23 protein-coding genes and 1 tRNA gene are annotated in these 23469 nt (G+C 37.9%); 17 read left to right on the top strand and 7 right to left on the bottom strand.

All coding sequences use genetic code 11. The features are described from left to right. Positions 1–110: 110 nt before the first annotated feature. Positions 111–2726 (bottom strand): M14 family metallopeptidase, encoded by a 2616-nt coding sequence (locus B2Z27_RS17050; protein ID WP_286814564.1) that lies wholly within the window; start codon positions 2724–2726, stop codon positions 111–113. 382 nt (positions 2727–3108) lie between these two features. Continuing rightward, positions 3109–3408: a GIY-YIG nuclease family protein gene (locus B2Z27_RS17055; RefSeq protein WP_286814565.1), complete on the bottom strand. Its 300-nt coding sequence runs from the start codon at positions 3406–3408 to the stop codon at positions 3109–3111. A 262-nt stretch (positions 3409–3670) separates the two neighbouring features. Here B2Z27_RS17055 and B2Z27_RS17060 point away from each other — a divergent pair, with 262 nt between their 5' ends. The 12 genes from B2Z27_RS17060 (at position 3671) to B2Z27_RS17115 (ending at position 13804) form a co-directional block, all read left to right on the top strand. Next, entirely contained in the window at positions 3671–4918 is a 1248-nt protein-coding gene (locus B2Z27_RS17060) for a site-specific integrase (protein WP_286814566.1), read from the top strand. A 34-nt stretch (positions 4919–4952) separates the two neighbouring features. After that, a complete protein-coding gene (locus tag B2Z27_RS17065; RefSeq protein ID WP_286814567.1) occupies positions 4953–6137 on the top strand; it encodes a hypothetical protein in 1185 nt (394 codons plus the stop codon). 129 nt (positions 6138–6266) lie between these two features. After that, positions 6267–6569 (top strand): helix-turn-helix domain-containing protein, encoded by a 303-nt coding sequence (locus B2Z27_RS17070; protein WP_286814568.1) that lies wholly within the window; start codon positions 6267–6269, stop codon positions 6567–6569. Positions 6570–6635: 66 nt separating this feature from the next. Next, positions 6636–7841 (top strand): primase-helicase family protein, encoded by a 1206-nt coding sequence (locus tag B2Z27_RS17075; RefSeq protein ID WP_286814569.1) that lies wholly within the window; start codon positions 6636–6638, stop codon positions 7839–7841. 208 nt (positions 7842–8049) lie between these two features. Then, positions 8050–8688, top strand: coding sequence for a DNA primase (locus B2Z27_RS17080; protein ID WP_286814570.1), 639 nt, complete (start codon positions 8050–8052; stop codon positions 8686–8688). A gap of 21 nt (positions 8689–8709) precedes the next feature. Continuing rightward, the gene (locus tag B2Z27_RS17085) at positions 8710–8952 is read left to right on the top strand and encodes a toprim domain-containing protein (RefSeq protein WP_286814630.1); all 243 of its coding nucleotides are present in this window, start codon (positions 8710–8712) and stop codon (positions 8950–8952) included. Positions 8953–9258: 306 nt separating this feature from the next. After that, a complete protein-coding gene (locus B2Z27_RS17090) occupies positions 9259–10284 on the top strand; it encodes an IS110 family transposase (protein ID WP_286814571.1) in 1026 nt (341 codons plus the stop codon). Between the two features lie 34 nt (positions 10285–10318). Beyond that, complete coding sequence (gene mbpA / locus B2Z27_RS17095) at positions 10319–10615, top strand: mobilization protein MbpA (protein WP_286814572.1); 297 nt, start codon at positions 10319–10321, stop codon at positions 10613–10615. Then, positions 10612–11481, top strand: coding sequence for a relaxase/mobilization nuclease domain-containing protein (locus B2Z27_RS17100; RefSeq protein WP_286814574.1), 870 nt, complete (start codon positions 10612–10614; stop codon positions 11479–11481). The genes mbpA and B2Z27_RS17100 overlap by 4 nt, the downstream gene beginning before the upstream one ends. 12 nt (positions 11482–11493) lie before the next feature. Further along, a complete protein-coding gene (locus tag B2Z27_RS17105; protein WP_286814575.1) occupies positions 11494–11961 on the top strand; it encodes a DUF6730 family protein in 468 nt (155 codons plus the stop codon). A gap of 224 nt (positions 11962–12185) precedes the next feature. Continuing rightward, entirely contained in the window at positions 12186–12782 is a 597-nt protein-coding gene (locus B2Z27_RS17110) for a DUF6088 family protein (RefSeq protein ID WP_286814576.1), read from the top strand. Beyond that, a complete protein-coding gene (locus B2Z27_RS17115; RefSeq protein WP_286814577.1) occupies positions 12782–13804 on the top strand; it encodes a nucleotidyl transferase AbiEii/AbiGii toxin family protein in 1023 nt (340 codons plus the stop codon). The genes B2Z27_RS17110 and B2Z27_RS17115 overlap by 1 nt, the downstream gene beginning before the upstream one ends. A gap of 533 nt (positions 13805–14337) precedes the next feature. Here the strand turns inward: B2Z27_RS17115 and B2Z27_RS17120 are convergent. From B2Z27_RS17120 to mce, 3 genes are all read right to left on the bottom strand, one after another. Further along, positions 14338–14805, bottom strand: coding sequence for a hypothetical protein (locus tag B2Z27_RS17120; RefSeq protein WP_286814578.1), 468 nt, complete (start codon positions 14803–14805; stop codon positions 14338–14340). Between the two features lie 361 nt (positions 14806–15166). Beyond that, positions 15167–15240, bottom strand: a tRNA-Ile gene (locus tag B2Z27_RS17125). Between the two features lie 132 nt (positions 15241–15372). Further along, positions 15373–15777: a methylmalonyl-CoA epimerase gene (gene mce, locus B2Z27_RS17130; protein ID WP_058104614.1), complete on the bottom strand. Its 405-nt coding sequence runs from the start codon at positions 15775–15777 to the stop codon at positions 15373–15375. A gap of 65 nt (positions 15778–15842) precedes the next feature. Between mce and rbfA the strand changes: the two genes are divergently transcribed. Together rbfA and B2Z27_RS17140 are read left to right on the top strand one after the other, a co-directional pair. Further along, the gene (gene rbfA, locus B2Z27_RS17135; protein WP_058104613.1) at positions 15843–16235 is read left to right on the top strand and encodes a 30S ribosome-binding factor RbfA; all 393 of its coding nucleotides are present in this window, start codon (positions 15843–15845) and stop codon (positions 16233–16235) included. Positions 16236–16239: 4 nt separating this feature from the next. Then, positions 16240–17445 (top strand): ABC transporter permease, encoded by a 1206-nt coding sequence (locus B2Z27_RS17140; protein ID WP_286814580.1) that lies wholly within the window; start codon positions 16240–16242, stop codon positions 17443–17445. Here B2Z27_RS17140 and dusB read toward each other — a convergent pair. Further along, positions 17442–18440, bottom strand: a complete 999-nt coding sequence (gene dusB, locus B2Z27_RS17145) for a tRNA dihydrouridine synthase DusB (protein WP_286814582.1) — start codon at positions 18438–18440, stop codon at positions 17442–17444. The genes B2Z27_RS17140 and dusB overlap by 4 nt on opposite strands. 207 nt (positions 18441–18647) lie before the next feature. Here dusB and B2Z27_RS17150 point away from each other — a divergent pair, with 207 nt between their 5' ends. Genes B2Z27_RS17150 through B2Z27_RS17160 form a run of 3 tightly spaced genes read left to right on the top strand, consistent with a single transcriptional unit; the run spans position 18648 to position 20990 of the window. Beyond that, positions 18648–19430 carry a prolipoprotein diacylglyceryl transferase family protein gene (locus tag B2Z27_RS17150; RefSeq protein ID WP_286814584.1) on the top strand — a complete coding sequence of 261 codons (783 nt, stop codon included), beginning with the start codon at positions 18648–18650 and terminating at the stop codon, positions 19428–19430. Beyond that, complete coding sequence (locus tag B2Z27_RS17155) at positions 19402–20796, top strand: radical SAM protein (protein ID WP_286814586.1); 1395 nt, start codon at positions 19402–19404, stop codon at positions 20794–20796. The genes B2Z27_RS17150 and B2Z27_RS17155 overlap by 29 nt, the downstream gene beginning before the upstream one ends. Beyond that, positions 20793–20990: a hypothetical protein gene (locus B2Z27_RS17160; RefSeq protein ID WP_058104609.1), complete on the top strand. Its 198-nt coding sequence runs from the start codon at positions 20793–20795 to the stop codon at positions 20988–20990. Before B2Z27_RS17155 ends, B2Z27_RS17160 begins: the two co-directional genes overlap by 4 nt. Before the next feature lie 6 nt (positions 20991–20996). Here the strand turns inward: B2Z27_RS17160 and B2Z27_RS17165 are convergent, their stop codons facing one another. Next, on the bottom strand, positions 20997–23396 hold the full coding sequence (locus B2Z27_RS17165) for a TonB-dependent receptor (RefSeq protein WP_286814588.1): 2400 nt from the start codon (positions 23394–23396) through the stop codon (positions 20997–20999). Positions 23397–23469 lie beyond the last annotated feature (73 nt).

The raw sequence follows: 23469 nt of genomic DNA on the forward strand, positions 1-23469 counted from the left end.
AAATTAAATAAAAAATGCCCACCGAAATTCGATGGGCATTTTTGGTACTTAACCTTTCTGTTATTGAAAGATGATATCACTTAATCCTATGTTAATTCATATACTTAATACTATTCTGCGGCTCCTTCAAAAATAGTGTTGAATATTAGTTTATAGGTACCTCTTGGTTGTGCTCTAAATTGTGGCCTAAACGCGAACAACACAACAGAACCCTTACCGTATGTTGCTTTGACCATAGCTGGTTTTTTAGCAATGTACTTTTTCTCGCCCATGGCCCAGCCACTCATTAAAAGGTCTTTTGCTGCATACGTGGCAATTACCTCAACTTCTGGAGCAGGTGCATCTTTTATATCTTCTGTACCACCTTCGCCTTTTTTACTTTGCTTATCAATAACAAAGGCACGACTTTTATTAAAGGATACAGCAACGGTATCTTGCATACCAAATGCCAACGGATGCGTGGTGTCTATACCTGTCTTGATCAATGAACCCGGTATAAAAAATTCTTTGCTATCTGTACCTTCCGTAGCGTCTTTTAGGGGTAAGCCAAATTGCTCTATTACATAATTACTAGCAGCATCAAAAGCCATTAAAGTCCCGCCATTTTCTACGTATTTGCTCAAGGCAAGCGAACCTTCTAAACCAATACCACCTGTAAACTTCTCTGGCATTTTTAATGGTGAGTTACCATGTAAAATTGATTTTGCGCGTTGCGATGGTATGATCAGTACATCATACTGCGATAAATCTTTTGTTTGTATGTCTGTATCGTGAAGCGTATCGGTCTCGAACGAATATTCATCCATGATAAAGCGTGTCCACCCTTCATCCATATTGGAAATCCAAGATTTATACAATCCCACTTTTGGCGTATGTACCTTGGTTATTTCCACTTTTGGCTCGGCAGATAATCCAACAACTTCTAAACCATATTCTGCCGCTAAGTCATCTATAGATGCACTACCACCCGAAACAATATATGAACCAGCAGGATACTCTGTTTTACCCGATTTAAACGCTGCTTTGGTTTTATGTGCCGTACCGCCTGCTTTTAATACTTTATTGGTCACAGCAACAGATGCATTACTATTGGCACTTAATAGATATCCAAAGGAAGCATTCCCCTTCACACCACCTTCATAATACGGTGCAGATGCAAGCACTTTTTCTGTACTTACCTTAAAAGGTTCTGCAATTTTATCTACTGCAATACCCATTTGCATGGGCAATGTCCAACCAGCTAAATCATAGGGAGTGTCCGGTGGACCACCTGGATATTGAAAACGCGTTGGGTAATTCTGCTTTTCCATCAAATCCATTAAATACGGTCTAAAGGCTTGTGCAGTGTAAATTACATACGAACCTTTCTCATATTTTTTTCCGTTGATCTCAAAATTCTTAGTGGCTTTTTCAATTTCAATTCCGCCTTTTAACAATACGTTTACCAGGTTTACAGATTCAAAAGCATCCCACTGCTCTTTTGCTATTACATATGCGAACGGACCTTCCTCTTTTGATTTCTCAATTGCCGAAGCTCCCATTTTATAGATATTGTACAAGTAGTTGCTCTTACGATCAGCTGCTAAATCCAGAGTTGCCCAAGTTGCGGTCAACATATAATCTACGGCATCGCGAAAATGAGATTCACCACCTTTCCAAGGGTCTGGGTACATAATATCGGTACCATCCGTAGGTGTGCCACCTGCTACCGTTTTCGGTAATTTTTCTGGATCATAGTATCTTGGTGTTGGCGAGGTATGTCCCGTTTCGGTTAAAATACCGATCATATTGTGATAGTAAGGCACGGTACGCCCACCGCCGTTCCAGAACATGGTATAAAAATTATCGGCAATGGCACCTGGCATATTTTCCAATGAAAATCTTTTGGTCATTGCAGAACCTACCTCACTTACACCGGCAGTGATTGCTGGATGTATTCTTGGGTTTACGGGGTCTGCATATGGTGGTAATGATATTTTTGTCCAAGATGGTGAAGATTGGTGGTGGTTATATACTATCTGCGGATACCATTCATTGTACAAAATCTTAGTTACATTATAAGTTTCTGGCATGGTATTCATAAACCAATCCCTGTTATTATCATGCCCCATGTAGTAGTGATATAAAATTGGAGGTCTTGATGTCTCATATGCCGTACCCAAATTCTTCTTGTACCAGTCTACAACAATATCCAACCCATCAGGATTCATTACCGGCATTAATATGGTAATCACATTATCCCTAATTTTTTTAATCTCGGTAGTTTCTGCAGTAGCCAAGGTATATGCTAACTCAGAGGTCATTTGTCCGTGTGCCAACTCTGTAGAGTGCATACCGCCGTCTATCCAAACCACAGCTTTTCCCTCCTCGGATAATTTCATGGCTTCTTCGTCAGAAACCTGAACACGGGCAAGTTTTGTACTAATGTCTTTCCATTTATCTAAATCTTTTAGGTTTTCTTCACTAGAAATAAACAGAATGTACATTTTTCTACCGAGTACCGTAGTTCCAATTTCTACTTTTTTGACACGATTAGATGAAGCGTCCAGTTTAGAAAGATAGTCTTCAATTTGGCTGTAGTCTGCCAATTTATAATCGGCACCGACTTTAAAACCAAAAACGTCTTCAGGTGAAGGTACGGTTTGCGCCATGGTCATGGGCATACACGAAATGGCTAGTACAAGGGTCAGCAATGCCGCCTTGTACCAAGAGTTTTTTGTAGTCATTTTTTGAATTAGTTTGTTTGAACTAGGAAATTAAGAAATAGTAAAGAGTTGCGTAAATCTTACAAACAAAGATTATGTTAAAAGAAATGTTAATTTCAGAGTTCGTGATTTGATGGGGGTGTTTTTGAGGAAATGGTTTATCCAAAGATAAAATCTACTACATGTGGGAAGATTGATATTGTTAAAATCACTTTATTTCAACAATTCTTCTCAACAAGAACCGGAACAATGCGCCTATTAGTAGTAGCTCTAAGTGTAATTTATGTTTGTGATTTGTCCATAAATGAAAAAACTCCATTAAATCAAATGATCTAATGGAGTTATAAATGTGGTCCCACCTTACTTAACTGAAGACCACCTGTCCCGATAGCTATCGGGAGAGTCAGGTGCTCCTGGTTTCATTAAATATCTTATCTCGTAGCTCGGCATATGTATTTAAGTTCCGAATGTAAACGCTACTCTTCATTGATTTGATTTTTCGTTCTAGGCGAATTGCATGTGCATAATCATCACAATCAAACTTCAAGAATAAAACCCAATCATTTGTATTCGAGGTAAAGCTTTTTGAACCATAAACACCTGCGTTATGATGTTCAATACGTTGGTCTAAATCTTTATGACATGCACCAATATAGAATTTGTTAAGTGTTGTGCTGTATAGAATGTAAGTATGTGAAGACATGGTTGGAAATAAAAAAACTCCTTTAAATCTAGTGATTTTAAAGGAGTTTTATATGTGGTCCCACCTGCACCCCCTTTTTGGATTAACCCAGTATAACCCAGAATAATTGCTTATATTAGTGTACATAAGGGCTGAGCGGAATCCAGTTTCATGATTTTTCACATAATATTTGATGCATTTTGCCCCCCTTTTTGCCCCCCTTTTTATCAATTTGAATCTAGATGAGTTCATTTTGAATTAAAGAGGATTAAATATCATTAAAATGCAGACAACCTATATTTTAAGAAAAGACAAGACGAACAAAGATGGAACCATGCCCATTAGGGCTGTAATTACTTTTCAAGGCGCAAGAATCAGAAAAAATATCAAATCCGTTAAAACCAAAGAAAAGCATTGGAAGAATCAGCGCATCAAACCCAATACAAAGTCAGAAACCTATAACAATCATATTGAGTATAATCAGATATTGGATGAATTTCAGGAAAAAGTGAATGCCATTTTCCGATTTATCCATTTGCGTAATATTACACCTTCCGAAGACTTTATATTGAACAAGCTTGGCGACAAGCATTTTGGACAAAATAGCTTGGCACCTAAATTTTTTACTTGTTTCGATGAATTCATAGAAACAAGTAAAACCACCAAAGCGTTAGGCACTATTAAGAAATACACGACCGTCAAAAACTTTTTGAAAGATTTTCAAAACAGTACGGGTTACTCGGTTCGATTCGATACCATACATATAGACTTCTATGAAAAATTCCGGGACTACTCTTTTCTCAAAAGAAACACGCTGAACAACTACTTTGGAAAGCTAATATCAATTATTAAAACTTTTATGAATTGGTCACTGGAGAGGGAATACCACGAGAACCTTACTTTTAAAAGATTTATAAAACCCCAAGATGATATAGAAGTGATTTACCTGACCATTGATGAGCTGATGAAACTTTATAAGCACCCTTTTAAATCAAGAAGATTGGAACATGTTCGGGACTTTTATTGCCTTGGTTGTTTTACCGGTCTACGATTCAGTGATATAAAAAGGCTTAAGGCATCCAATGTTTTTGATGATCACTTAAAGGTAAATATCGTAAAGACAAGATCTATTGATCAAAAGATACCTTTGAACAAGTATTCCAAAAGCATTTTAGATAAATATGTTGGTACAATTTACGAGCCTATCCCAACACTCTCTTCACAAAAATTCAATGAGTACATAAAGGAATGCTGTAAGGAGGTAGGCATAAAAACACCGACTACCATAACAAGATATATAGGTCAAAAAAGAATTGACAAGACTTATCCAAAATATCAATTAATTACAAGCCATACAGCACGTAAAACCTTTGTTACTAATAGTTTGGTGTTGGGCATGAAGGCAATGGTAGTAAGAAACATTACCGGACATAAAGACGAAGCTTCCTTTAGACGCTATGTTGATATTGCGGAAGATTTTAAAAGAAAAGAAATGGATAACACCTGGGATAAAATGAGCACTACGGCTTAACACCAAATAGCTGAAGCTGTGAAAAAATTCGAAGATGAGAAAATTTTTGGAATATGCGGTGCATAAGTTGGTTTTGAAAAATAGCAAAACCTTGCTCTTCTTTTTTCCAGCTCTTACCTTGTTGATAGTACTTTTAATAATCTTTAGCATTTGGCCCAATTCCTTCAAATCCAATATCGATTTGAAGTATATTATTCCGATAGTTCTGCTAATAATTATAGCTGCTAGCTTCTTAGGGTTTAAGATGTATAATGCTATTAGGCGGGATAAGAGGGATTTTAAATTAATCAAATTCCAAAACTGTTCCACCAAAGCGTTTAAACTGTTCAGCGAACAAGAGCAAAGAAATTTTTATGAAATTTCGGTAAAGCATATATTAGAAAATGACTTGGTTTATCCGATTGCTAAAACTGAGAAAGGCAATTATTCGGTGGAGAAAAAACATTTGCTAAAGGAACTCTTAGCCGATAAATACAAAAATAGAATCTTATCTGAACTCGATTTTGATAGGTACAGAAATGAAATCGAAAAGCATAGTGATTCCAAATGGGTTAGAGATATTTTTAACTATCATTACGCTTTTCAAACCGGGATTCAAATCGTTCTAGTACTGTTGAATCAAAAAAAGATTTCTACTTCCATTTCTGATATTGAGGACGCACTTTTGATTAATATAAATCTAAATGAGAATGGGGTTTCGTTGGATAAAAAAGGATTAAAAGATGCCATTTATCGTATCAATAAAGTCAATACTGAAATCTCAATCCCGAAAGAACGCATTTTAATAAACAAGATTTATAGACAATCCGATTTGGTTAAAATTATTGAAGTCTTCACAACAGAATACTTGAAAAAAATAAATGCCAGAGATTTCATAACGGCATGTACCGGATACTCAAAAAAAGTATCTGAAAAACACTGTTTAACGGATGCTTCAAGCACATTAAATCGACCTAAACTAAGCAAGGAAGAGCTTAAAGATTTTATAGCGTTGCTAAAATATCTTCGCCAAAAAAATGTCTTTATTAACTCAAAAAGCAACAGCGACAGAAAGCTATCCAGAATATTGGAGAAGTATCTTTTAGAGACACCTGTTCTTGGGTTCGAAAGCATTAGAACTTCCTTTTCTCAAAAGAGCGGTGATGAATTACCCAAGGAAATACGAATAAAACTCAATTCATTTCTAGACAAGTATCCCCAACCTAAAATAGCTTCATAAGTTTTTTACTTCACAATACCTTATTTCAAAATGCCGGCTTTACCCACAGGAATGGGTAAAATGAAGTGTGTCTAAAAAGTCTAGAATTTAGCGGATGTAAATGAGTATTAATCAAACACTTGCTAAATTATGTCAAATCCTATTCTATACGGTTTTACCAAGAAAGACTTGGAATATACCATTGAGTTAGTTGTAAAAAGACTTCGAAAAACAGAGCTGATAAGCGACACGGTTCTTGATACCCAAGAAGACCGTCTTACCCAAAAAGAGGCAGCAAAATTTCTTGGAAAAACCGAGCAATGTCTCATTCAATGGAGAAAGAAAAAACTGATTCCATTTTATAAGATTGCCGGCTCCGTTTTCTACTCCAAAAAGGAACTTCTTGATTGTGCAAGAAAAAACCAAAAACTAGTAACGCCGGTTAGAAAATAGTAATGGCATAATAGTTAAAAATACTACTAACAAGCCCTTTCTACTCTACTTCATAATCCAATTAGTATGAAAGACACTCCTTATATCCGTGTGGGTACCGCCTATTATAAGTTAGTCCATGCACCTACCATCGCAGGGCACTTTAACGAAGTTCTAGTTCATTGGAACATGGAAACCATTAAACAGGACCATGGGAAAGACCATTTGAGTAAGGTTCCCAAATTTGATGGCTTTACTTGCATCCCTAGCCACATCGATTTTAAACAGGAATTCAAAGGGTTTTACAATACCTATTCGCCTTTGGCCAAATTACCTCACGAAGGTAAATTGGAACACAGTCTAATATTTCTTAGGCATATTTTCGGCAAACATTATGAACTGGGACTGGACTATCTTCAATTGTTGTACCTAAGACCTATTCAGGTTTTGCCCATTTTGTGCCTCGTTTCCAAAGAACGTTCCACGGGCAAAAGTACTTTTTTAAAGTGGCTAAAGGTAATCTTCGATAACAACCTTACTTACTTGACGAACGACAGTTTTAGCAGTCAGTTCAATGCGGATTGGGCGAACAAACTTCTCATCTGTATTGACGAGGTTCTTTTTAATAAGGAGGAAATGACCGAACGTATAAAATATCTGAGCACTACCAACATCAATAAACTGGAAGCCAAAGGCAAGGATAAGCGGGAGGTAGAGTTTTTCGGCAAGTTCATCCTTTGTAGCAATAATGAGGACAATTTTATAAAAATCGATGGCAATGAGACCCGGTTCTGGGTAATCAAAGTCCCAAGCGTGAAAAAGGAGCATACCAATTTCTTGAATCTCCTGATAGCAGAAATACCGGCTTTTCTATTCTATCTACAGCACCGAGAAATTTCTACGGAGCACAGCACAAGAATGTGGTTTACCCCCGGGCAGATAAAGACCCGTGCACTTGAAAAACTGGTACAGAACAACCGGAACAGGGTGGAAAAGGAACTGGCAAGTATCCTATTGAGCGTTATGGAGAAGTTTGACCTGGAAGCGGTGGACCTATGTCCCATAGATGCTTTACATGTCTTGAACAAAACTAGGGTACGGACCGATTTGACCCAGCTGCGACGTTTGCTCAAAAACGATTGGAAACTGACCAATCAGGACAACTCCAACAGCTACCGGAAAATGGTGATATGGAGCGATGGGGATGTCCATATGGCGGATGCCAAGGGACGCTATTTTACGGTCGAAAAAGATTTTTTGACCAAAAATTTTGATGAAACGATGACAGAATAGGACGAGGTCAATGTTTACCAAGGCTGAAGCTGTCATCAAACAGTCATCATTTTGTCATCAAAAATAAAAGTGATGACGGAAAAGGGAAACAAATAAACTAAAGTGATGAAATGATGAAAAAATGATGATAGGTAAAAGTCAATAGAGACAAGGCTTTAAAGGATGTTGTCATCAAATCATCAAAAATATGGATAAAACCATTTAGCTTATGAAAAAAGAAAGAACAAAAGGATTACCGTGTGAAAGAGCCCGAGCTTTTCCCATCGGAAAAGCGCTGGCAAAACTCGGGCACTTTCCGACCAAGACAAACGAAAAAGAAGCTTGGTTCCTGAGCCCTTTTCGCTCAGAGACCCAAGCCTCTTTCAAGGTGTCCAAGAAACTGAATAGATGGTATGACCATGGAGAGGGAACAGGTGGCAACGTTATCGACCTAATATGTCTTATTAATAAATGGAGCGTCAAGGAAGTACTCCGGTTTTTAAACACGGACCAAATCTCTTTTTCTTTTCAGCAGCAGCAAATTCTGAACGGGGAAAAAGATGCTATAATCGAAATAGTACAAACCGAAGAAATCCATCATTATGCCTTAAAGGAATATGTGCGATCCAGAGGAATTACAATAGGAACTGCCAAGAAACTCTGCAGGGAAGTCCATTATCGTCTAAAAGGCAAGAGGTACTTCGCCATCGGGTTGAAAAACGATTCAGGCGGATGGGAACTGCGGAACAAATACTATAAAAATTCCGCTTCTCCAAAAGACTGCACCCATATCAAGAATCAAAACCACAAGCTTATCGTCACGGAAGGAATGTTCGATCTGCTCTCTCTGGTGGAAATGAATCCGTAACTGAATTTTGAAAACGATTTCCTGGTATTGAACTCGGCCGCATTTGTAAAAAATATACTTGATGAAATTGAAGAATATGACTCTCTTGAACTGTACCTCGACAATGATATTACGGGAAGAAAACTGACCGAAGAGCTAATGGTAAGTTCCAAAAAGTGTATTGATAAATCGAAGCTTTATGAAGGCTTCAAGGATATGAACGAAAAACTCATGGCGGAGGTGAAAAATGACGTGGCGAAAGGAAGGCAAGATGTGTTTTTGTAGCCACAAAAACGATCTTGCTTTGCTCCCGTAGGGTCCTTTAGATTAAAGGCCCTTGGTCGCAAAAGTTAAAAATACATGTTGATAATGATTCAAGAGGGGGGTCTGGGGGGAGACTCATAACTTTAAAGTAGTTGATAACTAAAAACCGGGGGAGGCAAGGTGAACTATCCGACGGTCTGATCTAGTCTCATTTTGCGAAGTAGTCCTGGCCTCCCTTTTAGTTGCAATGGCAAATTAGAATCTTAAGTCAGACTTATTAAAGGTATCAGCATGGCAACAATTCCGGTTTGAAAAAACTATAAGATTATGGACAAATTTAGTGAGAAAAAGCATTTCATCGGAGTCGACATCAGCAAGGCGTTATTGGACCTGGCCTTGTTGAACGAAGGAGACTACAGTTCCTTTTCCGAGTTGAAAACAAAGAACTCCATTGACGGGTTCAACGAAATCATGGAATGGATCCAAGAAAAGGGGATCCGATTAGAGGACTGTGCATTTTGTATGGAACACACGGGAACGTACGGGCTTCTATTCTGTGCCTGGTTGGCGCAAATGGAAATCTTGTTCTGTGTGGAGTCGGGGTTGCATATCAAACGGAGCCTGGGCATGACCAGGGGTAAGAACGATGCGGTGGACGCCAGGAGGATATCCGATTATTTATTTACCCATAGGGCGAAATTAAAGCCCTTTGAAATGCCGTCGCCCCTTTTGGTCAAGATCAAGCAACTGCTGACTTACCGTGAACAGATGGTTAGGATCAGGACTTCTTTAAAGAACAGTCTCAAAAGTCACAAACAATATCAGACTATCAGTGGTATGGATAATATCATAATTCAGATCAGGGAGCAGATAGACAGACAAGATCAAATAATAACCGGTATCAAACAGCAAATTACAGAGATCATAGAGAGCGACCAAGAGCTGCTAAAAAATTATCGGCTTATTGCAACGGTCAAGGGCATCGGGGTAATCATAGGGGCTTTCATGCTGGTGTCGACGAACAATTTCACAAGTTTTGAGAACGGCAGGAAATATGCATGCTATGCCGGCATTGCGCCCTTTGAGTTCACTTCGGGGACTTCTATCAGGAGCAAGACCAGAACGAGCAAATTCGGGAACAAGACCATCAAAACGCTCCTGAACAACGGAGCGAATTCAGCGATCAGATATGACAAACAAATTAAAAAATACTATGAAAGAAAACGTGGGGAGGGAAAAGACCATAAGGTCGTCGTCAATGCGGTATGTTGCAAACTTGTCAACCGAATTTTTGCAGTAATCAAAAGGCAGTCCCCTTATGTGGAAGTTTATGAACAAAATTTTATCAATTGATTTGGTTTTCTCTTAGAATTCGCAAAGTAAAAAAATGAAAAGCAAAACGGTACGTTTCAGGTGCTCGACCTTCGAGCGGAACTGGCTTCGGGTAAAGGCAAGAAAATCTGGCCTTTCCGTGAGCGAGTATTGTCGACGGGCCGCTTTTAATGACCGTATTATCGAACGTCTTTCCGAAGACCAAATAGCCATGTATAAAATGCTAGTGGACTACCGGAACAATTTTATCCGTATCGGTAATATGTACAAAAAAAGCAATCCAAAACTAGCCGGGGAAGTTAGGCAACTGGCCCGGGAAATACGGGACCATATCCAAAATTTCAGGAAATGATAGGCAAGGGAAAAGCAATAGTACATGCACGGGCGAGCATCGAATACGGATGGAACCAGGAGAAGGGAGCGGAAATTGTCCATAGCCAATTCGTGTCCGAGGAAAGTCCAAAGGAGATCAGTGAGGAGTTCAAGATCGTACAGGAACAGAACGCCAGGTGCCAAAAGAACACCCTGAGCTTTATCCTGAGCCCTACCATCGAGGACGGGAAAAGCCTGTCCAAAGAGAAACTAAGGGAATTGACAGTAAGGTTCATCAACGAAATGAAGCTACAGGAACGGCAGGCCATCGCCTTCGTACACCGGGACCAACAGCACACCCATGTGCATGTTTATGTCAACCGTATCGGTTTTGACGGCAAGGCCTACAACGACAGCTTTATAGGCAAACAAAGCCAGTATGCCGCTGAAAGGGTCGCCAAACAAATGGGGCTGACCACTGTACGGGAAGTACAACAGGAAAAGCTGAACGAGATCAAAAATGTCAGACAGCAGATCAAGGAAATCCACGAAAAAGTAATGAACCAACACAGACCGAGGGACTTCGACCAATATATCGAGCGCATGAAACAAAATCAGGTAAAGGTTATCCCGAGCATCAACAAAGCCGGGAAGCTACAGGGTTTCCGTTTCGAATACCAAGGACACAACCTGAAAGGAAGCGAGGTGCACCGTTCCATGTCGGGCGGCAGACTGGCCATTGGAATCTCTTGCAATGCGGAAAAGGGATTTCTGTTAAAGCAGGGAACAGCTGTAAACCTGTTGGGAAAAGCGACCGACCTGAGTGCCAATTTGGCCCTGAAGCTAACGAAACAGGTTATCAAACAGACCATCAAAAAATCGGTAGGATTCGAGATAGGATATTAAAACAAAACCATTATGGCAAAACTGGATGAGATCACCGAACTGTTGACCGACGAACTGGAAGCTTTTAAAAAGGGTATTACCCAATTGGAAAAACTCTCCAAGGAATTGAAAAGCTCCAAAGTAGTACTGGATATCTACACCATCAAACGGCAACTATCGGAACTTAGGGAAAAACAGGACGCTCATTTTCAAAGGCACGAAGGAGAATTACGGGAATTGAGTGAAAAACTGGCCATCGCAAAGCTCACGCCGAAATGGCTGTTGGCTCTATTTTGCATTGTATTTACACTAGTGGTAACAGCCCTAAGTTATTTTAGCTATCACTTTATCCAGTTGGATGATTTCAAAATAGAAGCCTTTAAAGATGGGAAAGAACAGGTCATTTTAGATTTGAGAAGCTATTTCGATGAACATCCAGATGTTTACAAAGGCTTTCAATCGTGGTCAAAAAGACAGGATAGTGTTCCAAATCAAAAGTAGAATGCGCCCTATGGAATTTTTGCTTGACGCTTATCTACCGGAACACTACAAAAATTCCACAGGATCCGTGCGCAGGTAAGTTCTGGTAAGATTTGGGGATATTTTTTAGCAGTAATCAACAAGAGTCAAGAATGATACTATTACAAATTATTTTTATGTAACCTTTTTAGTATAAATTAGTTACAATTATTTTAAAATAGATTACAAATAACTATCTTTACACCATGCTTAGTACAGATGATCAAATAGAACAGAAAATAAGGGAGTTAAAACCTGGCTCCATTATTTTTACAGAAGACTTTCAAGAATATGGTAGCTCTGGAGCGGTTAAAGTGGCCTTGCACCGCATGGTTAAAAAAGGTCTATTGCGCACAATAGCCCGAGGTATATACACAAAACCAAAATTCAGTAAGTTATTGAATCAAGATGTTATGCCTTCAGCAGAGCAAGTTGCCACTGCCATAGCAGAAAGAGACAGGGCACGTCTATTACCAACAGGAGTTTATGCACAGAACATGTTGGGCCTATCCACGCAAGTACCCTTAAAACTAGTGTACCTGACCGATGGTTCGCCACGAAAAATAAATATTGGCAACCGTACCATACAATTTAAAAAAACAACCCCGAAAAACTTGGCTTTAAAGGGCGAGATAAGCAAGTTGGTGGTTCAAGCGTTAAAGGAAATAGGCAAAGACAAAGCCACTGATCAGGAGCTTAGAAAGATAACAGCACTTTTACAAAAGGAAGATGTTAAGGATTTAAAACATGATATTGCATTGGCTCCACAATGGATTGCAGAAATCATGGCAAAAGCACTATAATGGCAACAAAGGATTTTTATACATTAAAAGAAGCAGAAAAGAGCGAAATCTTTACAGCGACCGCACAGCAGAAAGGTTTGCCCAACTATGCAGTAGAAAAAGACTGGTGGGTAGTGCAAACCCTTGATATCATCTTTCAATTAGAAATGGCTCCGCACCTATTGTTCAAAGGCGGCACATCTTTGAGCAAAGCATGGAACCTCATACATCGCTTTTCAGAAGACATTGATTTGGCCTTGAACCGAGAGTATTTAGGGTTCGATTCTAGGCCCATCAGTAAGTCTCAGGTGAAAAAATTAAGGGAGAAGTCTTTTAAATTTGTTACTACTGAATTTTATGAACTACTGCAAAAAGGCTTTCATATAAAAGGGTATTCAGATGTAACTTTTGGTTTCGAAGATTTGGGTGATGACGACCAAGACCCCGTTTCTATTTTAATTTATTATCCAGCGGTAACCCAACATTCTGAATACGTATTGCCAAGGGTAAAAGTTGAACTGGGAAGCCGTTCATTAAAGGACCCTTTTACACATTGTGAAATAGTATCATTTGTAGGAGAACAATTTCCCAAACGACCATTCGCAGATACTCCCATTACTATTCCCTGTGTCAATCCAGAACGCACCTTTTTGGAAAAAATGTTTTTACTGCATGAAGAGTTTCAACGACCTATTGATAAAATCCGGGTAGAACGATTGAGTAGGCATTTATATGACCTCACAAAAATTTATCAAAGCAATCATTTTTCCAAAGCATATGACCAAGAGCTTATTGTTTCCATTATTCGGCATCGGGAACGGTTTAACAATATGCGAGGGGTCGATTACAAGAGCTTGTATCCGCCAAACCTAAACCCCATTCCACCAGATCAATTTCTAGACGCTTGGGAGGCCGATTATATAACCATGCAGACCAACATGATTCCAGAAGAAAGCCCAAACTTTTCAGACCTATTGTCGATAGTTAAAGAAGCAACAGAAAAATATAATGCCTTGACATTTGAAAAAAGTAAATCCAAATAACCAATACCGTAGTTGCACTTTCGTCAAGGTTGCAGAGAACAGTCGTTATGGAGATAAATAGGAAAATTCCTAATTGAACACGGCGAATAATTGTTAAATAGTTGGCTATTTTCTATTTTGGTAGAATATTAATTTCATCCACAATCCCTTTTATAATCTATGCCGGAATGTATCGAATGTAAAGCTTATACAAAATTTAATAACGGACTATGCACGACTTGCTACCAAAAGGAAAACGGAAACCCTTGGGTATCCGGAGTAAACAAAGGCAGGATTGCAGAAACCATTGTAGAACAGCTTTTTATCTCACTAGGTTTTCAAGTATTTAAATACTTGAAAAGTTGAGCCCTCCCTTGACTCCGAACTCGACATTCTGTGCAAAAGAGGTAACCGAGGTTGTTAATAATGTGCATAACACAAATACATGTAATTTCATAATAAGAATTTTCATCTTAAGTTAAAAAAAGTTTGGTCAGATTAACCAGAAATAATCTGGAAATCTGACCAAAACACTATCTATACTTTGTTGTTATTTAGTTCCCTTCGCTCAAAGAGAAACTTCCATCGCCGTTGAAATCGCCTACGGTTATCGTCACCGTCCATATCCCAGAAGTTCCCGCTTCGGTTACCCCAGAGAAAGAATCAGGTTCAACCGCTCCGTTCAAAGATCTGTTCAACACGATATTTGCATCTGCATCTGTTACAATCATATTGAAGGTACCATTTGTAGTCGCTGTGATATCGGCATTGTAATCCGCAGTTGTCAAGCCATTGTTCCAGCTGAACATTCGAGTAGCGGAACCACCATTGCCCGTAAAACTTGCATCGATGTCTCCATTGAAATCGGATTGGTCACCAACTGTAAAGTCAGAAGGGGTTGCTGTTAAAGCAGTTCCATTGACCGTAACACTTGCGGTGGGGTCATCGTCTTTGCTACAGGAAATTACGGTCAATACCATTATTCCTGCAATGATTGATTTGAATAGATTTGAGGTTTTCATAATTTACTTTTTTTAATTTTAAATAATATTATTGTTGACTTTTAAACAACTGTAACAACGAATTCCCTACCCCGTTGTTGTATTGTTTCTTGTTTTTGTTGTGAATCGCGCCTTAATTGTTGTGAAATTCATTTTCTTTGAGAGTTTTGCAAAATAGATTAAAACCATTAGAGCTGGTTAAAACAATATTCGCCCGTATGAAGAGCACCTTTTTGGGGCTGTATTATAACAAAAGTAAGTTCGGTGGCCAATCTATCTTAAATAAGGAAAGCTACACACAAATTATAGATTATTTGCCCCCTTTTCTGCCCCCTATTTAAAATAAAACCTCCCAAAAACAAACGTTCTGAGAGGTTTACTGTGGTCCCACCTGGACTCGAACCAGGGACCACCTGATTATGAGTCAGGTGCTCTAACCAGCTGAGCTATAGGACCGGTTATAATTTTGTAAGACGTAACCCGAATTTAATGGGTTAAACTAGTGCTCAAACCAGTTGCATTACAAAACCCGCAAATTGCGGATGCAATATTACTACTTATTTTTAACCAACACAAACAATTTCACCGCTACTTGACAATTTCTTGGCATAACTCTACCAACACCCCATTTGCAGTCTTTGGGTGTACAAAGGCAACTAGCTTATTATCTGCCCCTTTCTTGGGTTTTTCATTCAGTAAAGTAAAGCCTTCAGCTTTTAAACGTTCCATTTCAGCAAAAATATCTTCCACTTCAAAAGCTACGTGGTGTATGCCTTCTCCCTTTTTTTCCAAAAACTTGGCAATGGGTCCGTTAGCCGTTGTGGCGGCCAACAACTCTATTTTGTTAGGTCCGTTTTTAAAGAAGGAGGTAAGTACTCCTTCAGAAGCAACTTCTTCTTGCTTATAGGGTGCCACACCCAGTAATTTCTCAAAAAGGGCATTAGAATCTTCCATGTTCTTTACCGCAATACCCAAATGTTCGATCTTTTTCATGCCTTATTTGCTTCAGAGTGCATTATATAGGGGTTAAGATACATTTTTCTATGTATTTTTGCAGTATGGAAACGCAAAGACAACGTAAGATAGCGGGAGTTATTCAAAAAGATATTGTAGACATTCTACAAAAGGCTGCCATTGATGGTGGGTTACGTAATACCCTTATCTCCGTATCTAAGGTTTCGGTTACAACAGATCTTTCTATTGCCAAAATATACTTGAGCATTTTTCCTAATGAGAAAGCTGGAGAGTTAATGGAGGGCATAAAATCTAACCAACCCCTAATTAAACACGAACTTTCTCAACGTACACGTAACCAATTACGTAGAGTGCCTGAGTTATTGTTCTATTTAGATGATTCTCTAGATTATATAGAGAACATCGAAAAATCACTGAAGCGCGAAGAAAACCCAATAGAGAACAGAGATTTATTACCTAAACGTAAAAAGAGCTGATCGGTTGAATTTTCCTCTCTATATCGCTAAAAGGTATGTGCGTTCTAAAAGTACCCAGAACGCGGTCAACATTATTAATTTTATCACCTTTTTAGTTATTGTCATTGGCTCTGCCGCACTATTTATTGTATTATCTGCCTTCGCCGGATTAAAAACCTTTAGCCTTTCTTTTACCGAGTCTTTTGACCCACAATTAAAAGCGTTACCCGTAACTGGTAAGACCTTTACCTTATCCCCAGAACAGGAAGAACGTTTGCAATCGGTCAACGGATTGGCATTTTACTCTAAAGAAATAGAAGAGAAAGTTTCTCTTGAACACCGAGGAAAAAACCATATTGCATACATAAAAGGGGTAGATAGTAACTACACTAAAGTAACCGGTGTAGATAGTACGCTTTATATTGGCGACTGGACATTAAATGAATCTCAAGTAGTGTCCGGTCTGGGTATTGCCAATATCCTAGGTGTTACCATCAATCAATATAGAAGCCCTATGCAGATCTATGCTTTTAAACCGGGCAAGGGTTCTATATCGCAACAAAGTATTTCATCGCTCTACAATCAATTGCCCATGGTCATTGGTGGCGTGTATGCCGTAGAAGCTGATTTGGATAATAAATATGTTTTTGCCGATCTGCGATTGACACAAGCTTTATTGGAAAAAGATTCGCTCTCCATTTCCGGTATTAATTTTAAGATGGATGAAGGTGTTGAACCTAGCGCCGTGCGTGATGAAATTCAAACAATTTTGGGTGATGGCGTACAACTAAAAAACAGACAGCAACTGAACAGTACACTCTACAAAATGCTGAATACCGAAAACATAGCCACGTATCTCATTTTTACTTTAGTACTTATTATTGCCTTATTTAATGTTGTCGGCGCTATTATCATGATGATTTTAGACAAGCAACAGAATTCTAAAACACTCTACAGCCTAGGTACTACGATCAAAGAATTGCGCCGAATTTATTTTGTACAAGGCATTCTAGTAACTGGTTTTGGTGGATTAATTGGCGTATTGCTTGGCGTATTAATTGTTTGGTCGCAGCTTGCTTTCAGTTGGCTAAAAATAACGGCTACTTTGGCTTACCCGGTAAAGTTTGAATTTATCAATATTGTCATAGTACTGGCAACGATTCTTGTATTGGGTGTAATTGCCTCTAAAATTGCAAGTAGCCGAATCAATAAAAAGTTGGTAGACCTCTAAGCATTCGTAAACTGGTGATCGCCGAACTTTTGCAACACCTCATCAAAAGCAGCGAATACCGAAGCAGAATCATCACTGGTTACCATTTTCATACGATACTCCTTAAAATTTGGAATTCCTTTAAAGTAGTTGGTATAATGTCTTCTAGTTTCAAACACGCCCAAAGTTTCCCCTTTCCAATCTATGGACATCTGTAAATGACGACGCGCAGCTTCTACACGTTCTGCCATTGTTGGTGGTGCTAAATGGGTTCCTGTTTCAAAAAAGTGTTTTATTTCCCTAAATATCCAAGGGTAGCCAATACTTGCACGACCTATCATTGCACCATCCAATCCATATTCATCACGCATTTTCATGGCTGCTTCCGGTGAATCTACATCTCCGTTACCAAATACGGGTATATGCATTCTTGGATTGTTCTTAACCTCTCTAATAGGGTTCCAATCTGCACTTCCCTTATACATTTGTGCACGGGTTCTTCCATGTATTGCAATTGCAGCACAGCCCACATCTTGTAAACGTTCTGCAACCTCAACAATTTTAATGGAACTATCATCCCAACCTAATCTGGTCTTTACCGTAATGGGTAAATTACTATGCTCTACCATAGCCTTGGTCAAAGAGACCATTAAGTCTATATCCTTTAATATTCCGGCTCCCGCTCCTCTAGATACCACTTTCTTTACAGGACAACCAAAATTAATATCAATGATATCGGGCTTAGACTTTTCTACAATCTCTACAGATTGTAACATACTGTCCAAATTAGCGCCAAAAATTTGAATACCTACAGGGCGTTCCTTCTCATAAATATCCAGCTTCATAACGCTTTTTGCGGCATCACGAATCAATCCTTCCGAAGAAATAAATTCTGTATACACAACATCGGCTCCTTGCTCTTTACAAAGGGCTCTAAATGGTGGGTCGCTTACATCTTCCATTGGCGCTAAAAGCAACGGAAAATCAGGTAGTTGTATGTATCCTATCTTGGGCACTGCTGTCTAATTTTGGGTTGCAAAGTTATATAAAAATACGGGAAGCGCATTACTTAAGCTTTTTGATAAATTCTATGGTTTTACAGACTATTATCACTTGTTAAAACACTTGTTTGTAGAAACGACGTAAATTAGTATCCAAATGAAGCCTTTATTTACGTTTCTAAATATATTTCAAATTTTAAATAAAGCTTTGACAATAACTTTATGACCCAAACGCTACTTATTGTCTCGCTACCTTTTGAACCTATTGTATTTGGTGTAAAATTAAACATGCACCTTATTCTTGAATACCTAGCGTTTTTTGTAGGATTTAGATACTATGTTTTTCTACGGAAAAAGAGCGCTGATGTCATTTCTTCCAATAACCGACTCTCCATAATCATAGGTGCTATTTTTGGGGCGCTGTTTTTATCAAGATTAGCGGCGTTTTTAGAAAACCCTATAGCCCACATAGATCAAGGTTTGCTTTATAACCTAAACAACAAAACCATAATGGGCGGACTCTTTGGTGGCTTGCTGGGTGTGGAGCTTGCGAAGAAAATTATTGGCGAAAAACATTCGTCTGGAGACTTGTTTACACTTCCTATCATCTTAGGCATTATCATAGGTAGAATTGGTTGCTTTTTAGCAGGTGTTAAAGAGTTTACCTATGGAAAAGAAACTACCTTTTTTACCGGTATGGACTTAGGTGATGGTGTTTTAAGGCATCCCATTGCACTTTATGAAGTGCTGTTTTTATCCGTGCTTTTCCTCATCATCAAAAGGTTACAAAAGTTGAATCTTACTTTTAAAAACGGAGATTTTTTTAAGCTCTTTATGGTTACCTATTTCTCCCTTCGGTTCGGTATCGAATTTCTAAAACCCAACCCTTTTTATTTCTTAGGGCTAAGCAGTATTCAAATATTATGTCTAATTTGTTTGGTGTACTACCAAAAATTCATCCTACGGGGAATAACATATGTCAGAAAAAAACTATACCTATTATGATTTTACATTAAGCCTATGCCCAGAATGTTTATGTAGGGTAGATGCCAAAATCGTTTTTGAGAACGAGAAGGTGTATATGCTTAAAAACTGTAGAGAGCATGGTAGGTCTAAGGTGCTTATTGCAGACGATATTGAGTACTATAAGAACATAAGAAACTATAATAAGGCTTCTGAATACCCAAAAACGTTCAATACAAAAACCCATTATGGATGCCCTTATGATTGCGGTCTTTGCCCGGATCACGAACAACATTCTTGTCTTACGGTCATTGAACTGACCGACCGCTGCAACCTTACCTGCCCTACCTGCTATGCGGGATCATCTCCCACTTATGGTAGACACCGCACATTAGAGGAGATTAAAAAAATGTTAGATGTTATCGTTAAGAACGAGGGAGAACCAGATGTGGTTCAGCTTAGTGGTGGTGAGCCTACCATACATCCTAACTTTTTTGAAATTCTTGATTACGCAAAAACCCTCCCTATTCGGCATTTAATGTTGAATACCAACGGAATTAAAATTGCAAAAGATTTTGATTTTGCGAAACGATTGGCAACTTACGCACCAGATTTTGAAGTGTATTTACAGTTTGATTCGTTGGATAACCATGTTCTACAAACCTTAAGAGGGGCAGACCTGGCAGATATTCGTCTACAAGCGTTAGACTACCTAAATGAATTGAACCTTTCCACAACATTGGTAGTCACATTACAAAAGGGGCTGAACGACCATGAAATGGGAAGCACCATAGACTTTGCCCTAAAACAAAAATGTGTGCGCGGCGTAACTTTTCAGCCCACTCAAATTGCCGGTAGATTAGAAAATTTTGAAGTAGATGAAAACCGTATTACCTTAACTGAAGTACGTAGAAAAATTTTAGAGCAATCGCCCATTTTTGAACCAGACGATTTAATACCGGTACCCTGTAATCCCGATGCCTTGGTGATGGCATATGCTCTAAAATTAGGCGATGAGGTAAATCCGCTAACACGGTTCATTAACCCAGATGATTTATTGAACGAAGGGAAAAACACCATTATTTACGAGCAAGATGAACAACTGCACGGCAAAATGATCGAGCTTTTTAGTACAGGCAATTCCGTTGAAAAAGCATCGGAAAATTTAAAAAGTATTATGTGCTGCCTTCCTGAAATTGACGCCCCAGAACTTGGATATGATAACCTGTTTCGCATCATCATTATGCAATTTATAGATGCCCATAATTTTGATGTCCGTGCCATTAAGAAATCTTGTGTGCACATTGTAAACAAAGACTATAAAATTATCCCTTTTGAAACTATGAACTTATTTTATAGAGATGATAAAATAGAACGATTAAAGGAATTACAAAACGAAATGATATGATTTTAGAGGTTGGAAATCTTGATGGGCTATTTACTTTAATACTTCTTATAATGTTTGGTCCGGCATTATTGTTTTTAATTATTGGAGTTATTCTATTTTCTCAACAAAAGAAAAAAGCCGGTAAAGTTTTTTTGATTTTGGCAGGTATCTACCTACTAGTTAGTTTAGGTATTTGTGGATCTATGATGACTTAAGCAAATCTATAATCGATTATTTTCATCTGTGCTTTTACTCTTAGAGTTATCTCTAATTTTCGTGTTACCAAATTTGTACCTAAAACCCAATACAAACAGTCGATTTTCGCGTCTAGTACTTGTAGAATTATTTTGTTCAAGATAGTTTCTTGTAGAATAAATATTTCCCTTATTAAAAATATCTTCTACACCTATTGAAATGCTAGCATCTTTGTTCCAAAATGTCTTTCTGAAATTTATACCCAATTTACTATAGGCTCTAAAACTGGCATTACCTTGTACGTATGGCGAAATATAAGTGAATGCCATGTCCGCATACAATGATTCATCTTTTAATAATGTAAAATAATTATTAGCTCGTAGGTATGTGGTCCAAGTAGAGTTGTCAATAATAGCGTTGGTAGTTACATCAACAAATTTATTCTGATTGTAATATTGGCTCACTAAAAAATAAAAATACCAATACGAGGTAAAATATTTAGATACGCTAGCATCTGCACCAAAATTATAATTGGTTTCTAAATTTATATACTGCGCTATTAGAAAATTGGTCGTATTGTCTTGTATAAATTGTTGTACCTGTTGGTCCGATTTTATACTCGTAAATAACGCAAACTTATAGTCTTTATCATACACATAATCAACTTCTATATAGCTGCGATAAGCTGGTTTTAAATTAGGGTTTCCCTCAAAAATAGAGTTTGCAGATAAATAATATTGAAAAGGGTTAATGCTGCTATATCTAGGTCGGGTAATTCGCCTGTAATATTTAACCATGAAAGCATTTTTGTCTTTCGTATAGGACATAGACAAGTTTGGAAATACATCAAAATAAGAATTTGTGTTTGCTGATGATAAAATATTTAATTCTCCCTTTGTGTCTGTATATTCTGCTCTAAGACCTACATTTACTTTCCATTTTTCCCAACTGTTGCTAAGGCTTACGTAACCTGCATAAATTTGTTCGTCGTAATTAAAAATTCCAGATTCTGAAGGGTTAATGTTGGTAATGGTTTCATCAAACCCAGACTGTAGAATACTTGACTCTGAGTTTATATTTGCAAATTTTAAGCCTGTCTCTAAAGTAGACTGTTTTGATAACGGTAATGTTAGGTCTGTTTGGGCGCTGAAAAGGTTTATAATCTGGTCTGAACTTATATTTAAGGTATTCTCAGAAGTATTCTCGGTAAAACCTTCTACAATGTCATTATTTAATTCTTGATTATCCTTAGAATCATAATAGGTTAAGTGGGCGTTTGTTGCTATTTCTGCCCCTTTATCATCCAACTTATGTACCCAATCTAAATAATTAGACGTGTTATAGGTATCATCACCTAATGTATTAAGACCTTTTAAACGCGCTATTATATCTGCATTGGTACTTTCAATATCGGTTGATGAGGTATATATTGTATTGTTATCGGGTGATAAACTTGAGGTAGAAGAAAAGCTTAGCGCATTTTTTTCATTTAATTCAATATCTAAAAACAGATTTAGATTATGACTTTTTCCTTTAGATATAGATTTTTGCTCTGCAGTCCAAATCTCATTTTCTTGTCCGTCTTCAAAAAACGTGGTAGCATCAGAATATCTGGTCCAATCCCTATCATGACTAAAACTGTAGTTCGTTGAAAAATCTACTCTTTTACCTTTAAAAAAGTGATCTGTACCTACTGTATGTTTTGGTAAAACACCTTGCGTATATCTGTTAAAAACAGCACCATTATACCCTGCAACAAGGTTTTTCTTCATTTTAATATCAATTAACAAACCACCCTCTGCACTATATTTTGCCGGCGGACTCGTAATTACTTCTATAGATTGTACATTACTTGCAGAACTACCGCTAAGTAAATTAATAATATCCTCTTCCGGTAAGTTGACCAGCTTACCATTGATCATAATATTTACATTAGCGCTACCATTTACATACAAGCGATTATTCATTACCATAACGCCTGGTGTACGCTTTAAAACATCCCAAATATCACCATCGGAAATTGCCGTGTTTTCAACGTTGAAAATATGGCGATCTGACAATTGTTCTAATTTTGGTTTGTTCTGGGTTACTACGACCTCATCTAATTCTTGAGCGCTTTGAAGAACAAGTGGTGGCATCTCAATATTACTTGTTACTACTAACAAATCACTTTCAACAGTATTGGCTATATAACTGGCAACAATTCTATAATTACCCTTTGCTATGGAATGAATCCTGTAGTCTCCTTGATCATTGGTAACCGTACCTTTAATGAATTCACCTTCTTCACTCATCAAGATTACATTGGCCAAAACAACGGGTGTATTGTTCTCGTCTACGACCGAACCGTTGATGGTAAAATCTTGTGCAAACGCTAAAGAAAACGTAAAAAAAAATATAACCGTTAAATAAGTACTCCTAATCATTTAATAAGCGGAATTCTAACTAAATGTAGGAAAGTAAAATTGAATTATCTTACAGTACTCTTAATATTTTCTT

Source organism: Maribacter sp. UBA3344 (assembly GCF_002362375.1).
Classification (GTDB): domain Bacteria; phylum Bacteroidota; class Bacteroidia; order Flavobacteriales; family Flavobacteriaceae; genus Maribacter; species Maribacter dokdonensis.